General features: G+C 43.1%; 8 protein-coding genes. 2 read left to right on the top strand and 6 right to left on the bottom strand.

The genetic code is table 11. The features are described from left to right. Positions 1–31: 31 nt before the first annotated feature. From PSPO_RS16445 to PSPO_RS16465, 5 genes are read right to left on the bottom strand one after another with little or no spacing between them, the layout of a single operon-like run. Positions 32–1,225, bottom strand: coding sequence for an AGE family epimerase/isomerase (locus PSPO_RS16445; protein ID WP_010559465.1), 1,194 nt, complete (start codon positions 1,223–1,225; stop codon positions 32–34). Beyond that, positions 1,222–2,226: a carbohydrate kinase family protein gene (locus PSPO_RS16450; RefSeq protein ID WP_010559464.1), complete on the bottom strand. Its 1,005-nt coding sequence runs from the start codon at positions 2,224–2,226 to the stop codon at positions 1,222–1,224. The genes PSPO_RS16445 and PSPO_RS16450 overlap by 4 nt, the downstream gene beginning before the upstream one ends. After that, positions 2,223–3,431: a sugar MFS transporter gene (locus PSPO_RS16455; RefSeq protein WP_010559463.1), complete on the bottom strand. Its 1,209-nt coding sequence runs from the start codon at positions 3,429–3,431 to the stop codon at positions 2,223–2,225. The genes PSPO_RS16450 and PSPO_RS16455 overlap by 4 nt, the downstream gene beginning before the upstream one ends. Continuing rightward, complete coding sequence (locus tag PSPO_RS16460; RefSeq protein WP_010559462.1) at positions 3,431–5,956, bottom strand: GH92 family glycosyl hydrolase; 2,526 nt, start codon at positions 5,954–5,956, stop codon at positions 3,431–3,433. The genes PSPO_RS16455 and PSPO_RS16460 overlap by 1 nt, the downstream gene beginning before the upstream one ends. Before the next feature lie 20 nt (positions 5,957–5,976). Beyond that, the gene (locus PSPO_RS16465; protein WP_051320901.1) at positions 5,977–8,310 is read right to left on the bottom strand and encodes a GH92 family glycosyl hydrolase; all 2,334 of its coding nucleotides are present in this window, start codon (positions 8,308–8,310) and stop codon (positions 5,977–5,979) included. 185 nt (positions 8,311–8,495) lie between these two features. Here PSPO_RS16465 and PSPO_RS16470 point away from each other — a divergent pair, with 185 nt between their 5' ends. Further along, positions 8,496–9,527, top strand: coding sequence for a LacI family DNA-binding transcriptional regulator (locus PSPO_RS16470; RefSeq protein WP_010559460.1), 1,032 nt, complete (start codon positions 8,496–8,498; stop codon positions 9,525–9,527). 54 nt (positions 9,528–9,581) lie between these two features. On the opposite strand, the gene PSPO_RS16475 is transcribed toward PSPO_RS16470, so the two are convergent. Continuing rightward, complete coding sequence (locus PSPO_RS16475) at positions 9,582–11,099, bottom strand: serine hydrolase domain-containing protein (RefSeq protein ID WP_010559459.1); 1,518 nt, start codon at positions 11,097–11,099, stop codon at positions 9,582–9,584. 203 nt (positions 11,100–11,302) lie between these two features. Here PSPO_RS16475 and PSPO_RS16480 point away from each other — a divergent pair, with 203 nt between their 5' ends. Next, entirely contained in the window at positions 11,303–11,698 is a 396-nt protein-coding gene (locus PSPO_RS16480) for a MerC domain-containing protein (protein WP_010559458.1), read from the top strand. The last annotated feature ends 72 nt before the right edge of the window (positions 11,699–11,770 follow it).

Here is an 11,770-nt window from a genome sequence, read left to right on the forward strand (position 1 = left end):
GCTTGGCTTTGAGGCACATTGAGGGAATGTGTTAATTGGTTGGAAACGGGTTGGTGGTAAATTCCAATACATCAAAACACGCGCCGAGTGTGTGATAGTCGCACTTTGCTCCTGCTTCGCTTTTTTTATCACTGTACTTTTGATTATTTTCTTTTAATACCCGATACCACGCACCATGGTCATGATCGACAAAATACTGCCAGCAATACTGCCAAAGTGCGTTGTAATGGTTTAAATAAGCGTCATTTTGAGTTGCATCAAAAAGTAACGCTGCGGCTGCAAAGCTTTCCGCTTGCACCCAAAAGTATTTGTCGCTGTCGCAGGTGTTATAGTGCGTATCAAAGCCATACACTAAACCGCCATGGGCGTTATCCCATGCGTTAGCAAAGGCAACATCAAACAAGTGCTGCGCCTTTGCAGCAAATTTTGGTTTCGCATCAAAAAAGTTAATTTGCAGTAATAATTTTGCCCATTCTGTTTGGTGACCTGGTTGAAATCCCCACGGGCGATAGAGGTTTTTAGCATCGTCTTTGTTGTAATCAAAATCAGGCAAAAGCGAAGGAGTAAAGTGCTCGTACACTAAGCCATTGCTATGCGCTGATAATTCAAAACAAAAACGCTCAGCAAGGTGCTGTGCTCGTTTTAAATAACGGCGCTCATTGGTTGCACTGTAGGCACCAATAAGCGCTTCGCAAATATGCATATTGGCGTTTTGGCCGCGGTATTCACATAGCTCGCCGTTGGCGTAAATGGTATCGGCGTAAATGCCTTCATTGGCTTGCCAAAAACGCGATTCGAGCAGTTCAAAGGTTTCATTAATCTTTCTATCAGATGAAATCACGCCTGCTTTGTAACAGTGGGCGTAGCAAAGTAACACAAAAGCATAGCCATAGGCTTGCTGGGTCATATCCTTAGGTTGGTTATCGTCAAGCGTCCACGCGTATTGTTTGCTATTTGCAATCCAATGATGATTTTCAATGTAATCAAGGCCATGCTTAGCAAAGTTTAAATACTCGTTGTTTTTAAAATGCTTAGCGGCGCGGCAAAAGTTGATTACCATGCGGGTACTGCTCACTAGTTGACGAAACCCTGTATTAAACAAGGTGCCATCGTCTAAATAGTTTTGGTAATAGCCGCCAAGCTCGTTATCGACAGCGCGCTCGGTATAAAAGTTAACAATCGACTGGCTGTGATGTGTTAAAAAATCAGCGTTATAAAAGTTCACGTGCGTTCTCTAAAAAATGCGCCGGTGAGGGCGCTAAATTGCTGGTTAAAAAGGGTGTCTACCTCGTTTAATGAGGGCAGTGCAGGGAATGCGCCTTGACGACTTACGGCAAGCGCACCGGCACAACTGGCAAATGCAATGGCGCTTCTAAGTGCATTTTCGTTGTTTAAAAGTGCGTCTAGGGTGATGCACTTACTTAATAAATACAAAATTGCACCTATAAAACCGTCACCGCCTGCAGTGGTATCAACCACCTTTGCTTTAGCTGGGCTAATACTGCCTCGGCAATGTTTGGTTATGTATTCAATGTCATCACCACCATTTGTGATAAGTAGCAGCTCACAATTGCCGTTAAAGCAGCGGTTTATATAATCTTCAGGCGCATTCTGACAAAGTAGTTCAAACTCTTCACGAGCAAATTTCACCACCTGCGCCTTTTCAACAAATTCATTAATAAGCGCGATATTAAGTGCTGAATCTGGCCATAAATTAGCGCGTAAATTGACATCAAAACAGATGGTTAAGTTGTTTGCGTTTGCGTGTTCTAGTACCGTTTGTGTGGTGTTTACAGCGCCTTTTTCGGTGAGCGTATTACTGCAAAAATGAACTAGTGAGGCTTGTTTAAACCACTGAGATTTGATTTCATCTGGGCGCAGTTTTAAGTCGGCGCTGTCTTTTCGCATAAAGGTAAAACTGCGTTCACCGTGCTCATCTAAATGCACAAACGCAAGTGGTGTTGGGGCACTTTTATGAATAAGCGTACAGTCGGTATTTACGCCATAATGACGAAGGCTATTTATTAAAAAATGGCCAAATTGATCATCACCTACTTGCCCAACGAAATGCGATTTGCCACCGAGTTTGGCAAGGGCAACCGCTGCGTTTGCCGGTGCACCGCCTGGAAACTGACGGTAATCAGATAAATTAATGCCATCTTGTGATTGTTGATTAATTTGTAGAAAATCAATCAAGGCTTCACCGTAACAGATCACCTTGCTCATGCTGGTAACTCCTTATGAGCGCGAACGCGGTGCTGGCTAATGGCAAAAAACACAATATACAGATACGCAAATACGGGCACTAAAAAGCTAAGCTGCACTGAAAATGCATCGGCAACAACCGCTTGGATTAACGGGAACACCGCACCACCCACAATAGCCTGGCATAGTAATCCCGAACCTTTTGCAGTAAGCTGCCCTAAACCGCGAATAGCTAAACTAAAGATGGTTGGGAACATAATCGAGTTAAAAAAGCCAACGGCCAGTACACTCCACATTGCGATTTTGCCGCTGCTAAATACCGTAACAATTAACAGCACAACCGCCATAATGGCATTGAAGGCGAGTACATAACTTGGCGAGAATTGGCGCATTAACGCAGAGCCAATAAAGCGCCCAATCATCGCGCCACCCCAATAATAGGCCACCATATGACCTGCCTGTGCGGTGGTTAATCCGCCAATTTCAGGTGATTCAAAATAGTTTACTAAAAAGCCACCAATCGACACTTCAGCACCTACATACAAAAAGATGCCAAGTGCGCCTAAAACAAGGTGCTTATGTTGCCAAATTGACTCTTTAGTTTGCGCAGAAGTTTGCTCTTCAAAATCAAGTTTTGGTAATTCAATAAACTTAAAGGAGCAGGCTATGGTTATCGCAGCAAGGGCGATTAAAAAATACGGCAGTTGTACTTGTTCGGCACCTGCATTTTGCGAAGTTGCCGACAAAATAAAGTAAGTACCAAACAATGGCCCTGCGGTATGGCCAAGGGAGTTAATTGCTTGTGCCAGATTTAAGCGACTTGCGGCGTGTTTTTCCTCACCCAAACAGTTCACATACGGGTTTGCCGATACTTGCAGCACGGTAATACCGCCTGCAAGTACAAACAATGCCGCTAAAAATAGCACATATTCTTTAATGCTGGCTGCCGGAATAAACAGCAGGCAGCCAAGGGCAAGGGTTGATAACCCAATAAATACACCATTGCGATAGCCAAACTTTGCAACCACGCGCCCTGCCAGCGGCGACACTAAAAAGTAAGCGCCAAAAAAGCAAAACTGCACCAACATGGCTTGAGTATAACTAAGTGAAAACTCGGCTTTTAAAAACGGGATTAAAATATCATTCAGTGCGGTAATAAAACCCCAGATAAAAAACAAGCTGGTCATGGCGTAAAACGCCATGGTTTGATTAATTTGCTTGGCCATTAGGATTTATCTCCAACAAGCTTAGTTGCCACGGTTGATGATGTTGAAAATGACGGCGGACGATGCGCTTCAGCTTGGCCAAACGCTTTATTTGGCGTAGTACTAAGGGTAAATTCAAGGTGCTGTGGTGCGTTTACATGGTTTTCGTTAATCCAGCTTTGCATTGACGGTTGGCCGTTTACCGTTAGCGTATCAATGTAAATGTGATCCGCGCTTGCGTTTGGTGCGCTAATGCTAATATTGCCAATTTTTGCTTTTTCAAACGCTGGGCTTGAAAGCACCATATCGGCGCGCCCTGGATAAAACGGATACATGCCAAGGGCTGAGAACACATACCATGACGACATTTGCCCTAAATCGTCTTGCCCTGGAATGCCAGATACCGTGTTATGCCAAAGTTGCTTCATGGTTTCGCGCACAGTTTGCTGCGTTTTATAGGCTTTACCGGTATATAAATACATCCATGGAGTGGCAATTGATGGCTGGTTTGAGACATCGGCATATTCGGCTGAATCGCGATACAGCACCCAGCTACCATCGGGCTTACGGAAGTGATTATCTAAACGTGATGCCATTACGTCATCGCCACCCAACAATTCGTTTAGGCCTTGGCCGTCAAAAGGCAACATCCATAAATATTGCGCTGGGCTGCCTTCAACAAACAGGTGGCCGCTAAATGGGTCAAATTTGTCTTTCCAGCTGCCGTCTTGGTTGCGCCCTTGAATATAACCTAACTGCTCTGTGGCTTTAGGGTTATAAAGGTTTTTCCAGTAACCTGAACGCATAAGTAAGGCTTGGCTATGTTTCGTTTTGCCAAGGCGCGCTGCAAGCTGCGAAAGCGCAAAGTCAGCAGAAACTTGCTCTAGTGTTTCGCTGGCACCTTCCCACGAATTAGATTGATCTGATAAGTAATTAAGGCTTAACCATTCATCGAGCGATGGTTTTTGACCGCGACAAAATACCGGGCAGCCAACGTTTGATAAATCATATTCAGTTGGCTCTGTGGCTGCTTTATAAAGCGATTGATAAGCACCTGCGACATCAAATTTATCAGCGCCAAAGGCTTTAAAATTGGCAATTGTAATAGTTGATGGATCACCGCTCATTACCCCTGTTGGTCCATTGTTGTGCGTCCATCTATCCCAAATGCCGTTAAACTGATTGGCTTGATTAAACAGCGATTGGGCAATATCACTTGCCACATTTGGGTGGGTTAAGCTAATTAACTGCAACTGTGAGCGATAGACATCCCAGCCAGAAAAATTGGCATATTGCGCTGTTTGGTTAGCGTTCACAGTATGCACTTGTTGGTCAAAACCGCGGTACTCACCGTTTACATCACTAAAGATATTAGGATGAAATTGGCTGTGAAACAGCGCCGTATAAAAGGTGGTTAACAAATCGCTATCGTTTGATTTTACCTTTACGCGGCCAAGGGCATCATTCCATGCGGCATAGGCGTTGCCTTTTACTTGTGCAAAGCTTTGGCTTGCTTGCTCTTTTTCTAGGTTTTCACGGGCATTTTCAAGACTCACGTAAGAAATACCCACACGCATGGTAACAGGCTGGTTAGCGTTTACGTCTAAATCTACCCAAAGGCCAGAGCCTTTACCCCATTCAGGCACGCCCGTATCGCCATAACCCATACCGCCTTTACTCGAGGTCGCATTAGGCGAAACTGTGTCGTCGACATACGCGCCACTGCCGGTAATGGGCGCATCAATTTTGGCAACAAAATGCAGTGTGTAGTAATCGCGGCGGTTGTATTCGCCAAGGTAGCCACAGAAGTTACCACTTGTGACATAACCTGACACTTCGCCTTTGGCAACATCGACTTTGGTAAACGCATCGCCACTACCCAGTTGCGAGTAAGCCGTTCTAAAAATGAGTTTTGCCTGCTCTTTTGACGCAAACGTAAATTCAGCAATACCGGTGCGGTCGGTAGCCGCTAAACGCACATCAATACCTGAATCGAGTCCTACTTGGTAATAACCAGGAATAGCCGTTTCATCGTCGTGGCTAAAATTAGCGCCATAGTAGGCATTAATTTTATCGCTGGCAGGGGAGTGTTTAATCGCTTGATTAAAAGGCAGCACTGGCACATCACCTGATGCACCTAAACAGCCAGTGCCCGATAAACGGGTAAATGAAAAGCCTTTTAAGCGCGTTGCTTGCCAGTTATAGCCACCGGGCGAAACGGGAATGCGCACATCGTCTTCGTTGATACGTTTACTAATGCCTTCACTTTCTGCCATCAGCTCTTTGGTATACGCGTGCTCAGGGCCAAAGTTAAACATACCAAACGGTTTTACAGCACCCGGTACCACGTTTGCGGCTTGGCGATGGTTAAATGGACCTTTGGTACCAATAAACGGGTTTACAAATTGCGCGGGGTTTTGCACATAATCGGTTTGTGTTGTGGCGCTTTTTTCATTTTTGCTGGTATCAGCTTGATGCGTGCCACAGGCGCTTAGCGCCAGCAGCGGGGTTAATAGCATCAATGAACGAGAGAGAATCTGTTTCATAGTTGTTTCTTATTAAAATTTTAATGCAATGTATTTGGATTTTTCGGATTACTCAGTGACGGTGGACGCGACGATAACGCATTACCAAAGGTTTTGTTTGGTTTTGCAGACATGGTGAATTCAAGGGTGCCACCTGAGATAATATCGTCGTGCGTAATGTAACTGCGATTTAATGGTTTGCCATTAAGTGATACTTGGCTTACAAATTTGTTATCTGCTGATAGATTCTTTGCAAGCACGGTAAATTGCTTTTTATTGGCGAGTTTTAAAGTAATTTTTGGCAGTTGTGGTGCACCAAGTGCATAACTTAAATCACCTGGAGCAACAGGGTAAAAACCCATCGCCGAGAAGATATACCATGCTGACATTTGCCCAACGTCGTCATTTCCAGCAAGGCCATCAGGTTTGTCTGATGATAGGGTATCCATAATTTGGCGAATGCGCGCTTGTGTACGCCATGGCTCACCTGCGTAATTGTATAAATAAGCAATATGATGGCTTGGCTCGTTACCGTGAGCGTATTGGCCAATTAAACCCGCAATGTCTTCATGCTCTTTGATTTTTTCATAGGCAAGTTCAGTCTCAAAAAGCTCATCAAGGCGTGCAATAAAGGCTTTGTCGCCCCCTTTTAAGTTAATTAAACCGTGCACGTCTTGTGGCACATAAAAGCTGTATTGATAGCTGTTACCTTCGGTAAATGCGCCCATGTATTTCGCTTCTTGCGGGTCGAAATCTGGGTTCCAAGAACCATCTTTCATGCGACCGCGCATAAATTTAACGCTTGGGTCAAAGACATTTTGATAATACGTTGCACGCTCATAGTACTCAGCTGCAAGTTCATTATCGCCAAGAGCTGTTAAAAATTGGCTAATGGCATAGTCGTCGTAAGCGTATTCAAGGGTGATCGAGGTTGATTCTGGCAATACATCAAGCGGTACATAGCCATAGTGTTTGTATTCTGGAATGGCATCGTAATGCGGGTGGTTTGCGGTTGCTAAAATCGCTTCTTTGGCAAGGGCAACATCAAAATCACGAATCCCTTTTAGGTAGGCATCAGCAATAACCGACACCGCATGATAGCCGATCATGGTCCAAGTTTCGTGGCCATGGAATGACCAAATAGGCAGCATTTTGTCATAACTTTGTTGGTAATGATCAAGCATCGAGGCAATCATGTCAGATACTTTGTCTGGCTCGACATACGTTAAGAGCGGATGAAGTGCACGGTAGGTATCCCAAAGCGAAAACAAGGTGTAATGGGTGTGATCTTTTGCTTGGTGAATTTCACCATCAACACCACGGTACTGGCCGTTGACGTCTTGATACACACTTGGTGCTTGCAGCGCATGATAAACCGAGGTGAAAAATTGACGTTTTTGTGAAAGTGAGCCTTCAATTTCAAATTTATCGAGGGATTTAAGCCAAACATCATCTGCTTGCTTTACCACTTTATCAAAATCCCAATGGGGAATTTCACTGTTTAAATTTTCAAGGGCATTGGATTTGCTCACCGCAGAAACACCCACCTTAACCAATAGCGGGTTGCCTTGTAAATTATCAAAATCAGCAACGACTTTAAGGGCTTTACCTGCGGCTTCTGGAATTTTGTAATTAACAATGGTTGATGGCTTTTTACCGCTTCCTTCACTTAAACACCCATTACAGCGATAACGGCTGTTATCGAGGTTAATCAGTTCAATGTCTTTAAAGGGCTTTGAAAACTCGATAGCAAAGTACATTTGACGATTGTTCGCCCAACCATTGGTTGCACGGTAAGCCAAGATAGTGCGGTCGTTGATAACGCGCACATCACTCCAAATTACTTTGTTTTTAAAGTTATAAATACCATGGGTTAAATCGAGTAATACGCTGCCTTTATCATGCTCTTTAAAGGTGTATTTATGCATGCCAACACGGGTGGTGGCGGTTAGCTCAGCATTAATCTTGTAGTCTTCAAGCAATACTTGGTAATAGCCAGGTTTGGCACTTTCGTTTTGATGGCTAAAGCGCGAGCGGTATCCTGCATCGGGGTTTTTGGCTGTGCCCGCGTCTAATTTGACCTCTCCTGTAATAGGCATCATCAGTAAGTCACCTAAATCAGAATGCCCTGTGCCACTAAAATGAGTGTGAGAGAAGCCAACAATGGTGGTGTCATCATAGTGATAACCCGCGCAGCGTTTATAAATTTCGGGTTGAGGGTTGATACCGCGAAACACCGAATCGGTATCAGGACTTAACTGCACCATGCCAAATGGTACAACGGCTCCTGGAAACGTATGGCCGTCACCACCAGTGCCAATAAAGGGGTCTACATATTGGGTATTTGCCGATACAACAGGGATTGTCAGCATCATTGCACCGCTTGCAAACAGGGAAAAAGCGGTGTTTTTTGTACGTTGCCAGTGCTGGCTTATTGTTTTCATTGTGTGCCTCATGCCAAAATAAAACAAAAATGGAACGTTCCAATTTTAGTTTGAATATACTGATCAGTTTGTTAGAATACAAGCCATAATAACGAAATTTATAGCTGGTAAGCTGAGTGGTAAATCACACCTCCTCATTAAATAAATCACTAAAAGCGTCCCCTCAACAGGATAAAAAATCCGTTACAGTTCATGATGTTGCCCGCGTTGCTGGGGTGTCTAAATCAACTGTATCGTTAGTTTTACGCGGCAGTGAAAAAGCAAGTGCGAAAGCAAAAGATAAAGTGCTAAAGGCGATTGAAGAAACCGGTTATGTGTATAACCGAGATGCTGCTGCCATGCGCAGTAAATCATCGGACTTAGTGGCCATTGTTATTAACGATTTAACCAACCCCTATTCGGCCAAATTGGCGGTGGCGCTTGAAAAACATGTGCGTCAGCTCGGGCTAATGGCAACGCTAGTTAACACCAGTGAAGATGTTGAAACACAAACGCAAATTGTTGCCAAGTTAAAAGAATATCGCGTTAAAGCCTTTATTATCTGTCCTGCGCCAAATACTGAAGCGAAGTGGCTTGAAGAGCTGCAAACTATGCAAACCCAAGTGGTGAGTATTATGCGTCAAGTAAGCGGCAGCACCATACCCTGCGTACTTCCTGACAATGAAAAGGGGGTTTACACCGCCACCAAAGCACTAATAAAACGCGGCCATAAACAAATTGCGTTTATTGGGGGGGATGATGCGATTTCGGATTATCATCAACGATTATTGGGTTTTAACAACGCTATTAATGAACACTCAGATGTAAGCTCTTGGGTATTTAATAGTGCGACTAACCGCCAAGGCGGACGATTGGCGATGTCGATGTGCTTAGAAAAAGTACCTTCGATTGAGTCGGTTATGTGTTTTAACGATATTGTGGCTTATGGCGTGATGGAATATTTAGCCGAGCAAAATATTAAACCGGGACATGATGTTGGCGTGATTGGTTTTGATGATTTGGACGACTCAAAATTAATGAGTGTGCCGCTAAGTACAGTAAAAATTGACGCTGACGATATAGCCAAAGCGGTGTGCGAAATTTTAAAAGGCGATAAGCCTGAAAATTTAAAACAAGTGCCTGTTAGCTTAATTGAGCGTAGCTCTTAAGTGTTAGCGTGTTAAACATCAGCCGAGAGAGTCTCGGCTGATCGTTATTGATGATTAGTCGTTAGTTTTGAGAAGCTTGTTTAGTTGTAACGCATTATGTGAATTTAGCCCCACACCAGTGCTAACAGACTTTCGTGTTGCAACGGCTTGCCGACTCACAAAGTAGTCATAGCTTAGCCCTTCATTGGTTGAGACAAAGTTAAAGGTTAACTGTTGATCATTTAGTGTTAAAACAAACATATTGGCAGAGACAGGCGTGAGTGTTTCGCTATAACTTACCCCTTGTGCGTCAAGTTCTGGCATCGAAACCTGTAGCTTGCCCGATATGTTTGTAATGGTTAAATCCAAACCATAAATGGTGTATTCACCAGCGAATTTATCGAATAACTCAGTGTTAACTGCTGGTAATTCAAACGGCTGTGCTTCTGGCAGCACATTGACGTGCTTAAGCGCCGCAATTAATGTGCCTGATAAGTTATCTGATTCACCGCTGCTGAGTACTGAAATGGCTAAGTCATGATCTGGAAATACGTAAAACAAGCTGGTGTAAGCATTCGCATTGCCACCGTGTTCAAAATGCCTAATTGGGTACCATTTATTGTCATACATAAAACCATCGCTTACAAACATGCCATAGCCGTAATGAACAGGTAGCGGATTGGGTATTAACACGTGTTTGTTGGTAAGTGTTTGTGAGGATGCCAGCGTTAGCACGTTTTCATTACCATTCAGTAAGAGCTTTGCCAAATTAAGCATTTCTGTTGGTGTTGACCAAGTATTGCCACCTGCAGGTAATACTACTTCTGAGCTAAGTAATTCATCAATACTGGTATGCTTTTTGATTTTCTCACTGCCGTCATCAATACTAAGCGCAAAATTACCATCAGCTTTTACTTTTTCATTTGAAAATGTTGAGCGTGTCATAGCAAGTGGCGTAAACACTTCTTGCTCAACATAGCTTGCATAATCAAGCCCACCTCTTAATGCTATTACGGCACCTAAATATGAATAATTAGGGTTAGAATAGTTGTAGAAAATACCAGGTTGGTTGAGTACGCCGTTATCAATGGTGTATTCATCTCGCATAAACGAAATTAAATCTGAATCTTCACTAATGCCTTCATAGTCATCTTCAAATGCACCCTTGTGGGTCATTAACCATTCAAGCTCAATTGCTTGCCAAAAATCGGTGTGTTCAATAGGGAAGTTTATATTGGGCAGGTGATCAACTAGTTTATCGTCTAGTGCTAAACGATTTTGTTCAACAAGTTGAAGTGTGGCGATATTGGTAAGTACTTTGGTGGTAGACCCGATTTGAAAAAGGGTATTTTTATCCGCTTTTTCATTACTATTTGGGTATTTATTGCCAACGGCATCAGCAAAAACGACTTCGCCTTTATGATAAATGGCAAGTGAAATTGCACCCGCATTATTATTGATGCGGTCTTGTTCTGCTTGTTGCATTAATGCTGAAGGAGGGGGTACTACAACAACATCATCGTCTTTTTTTGACGAGCCGCCGCAGCCAGTAACTAACAGTGCAAATGTGATTAAAGAGAGTGTGTGTTTCATTCTATATTCCTTGATAAAAAGTAACATCAAATAGACTATAAAATGCGCAGGATTGGTTTTCTGTAAGTGTTAGTGAGGCTTTGTGAGAAACTGTTGCTTTGTGTAAGTGTGCTGTTGCACTTTTAGGGCAGGATTTATAATCCTTATTGATAACACCAATAGAGATGTTATATTATCTCATTATTTGTAATGAGAACCTTTTCGTGCAACAACGTTTAGATAAATTAGCCATTAGTATTTCTTCATTGTGTATCGTGCACTGCTTATTATTGCCAATTGGGATTGTGCTTATCCCTTCAATTGGTTTACAAACGCTTGCTGACGAAGCGTTTCACCAAATGCTGGTTGTTGCAGTGTTATTAACCAGTTGCAGTGCATTATTTATGGGCTGTAGACGACATAAAGCATGGCGTGTATTAGGCTGGGGCTTAAGTGGGTTATTACTCTTAATTGCTGCAATATTATTTGGCCATGATTTTGGTGAGCTCTTTGAAAAAGGGTTAACCTTGATTGGCTCGCTTTTTGTAATTATTGGACATGTTCAAAATTATCGTTTGTGTAAACAGCTTGAATGTAGCCATCAAACCTGTCCCGAATAAATTCTTGCTTTAACACATAGTATGCGTGTTAAGTATCTAAAATATTTAAATGCTTAACACGTAGTGATTACA

It is taken from the genome of Pseudoalteromonas spongiae UST010723-006, from assembly GCF_000238255.3.
GTDB lineage: Bacteria > Pseudomonadota > Gammaproteobacteria > Enterobacterales > Alteromonadaceae > Pseudoalteromonas > Pseudoalteromonas spongiae.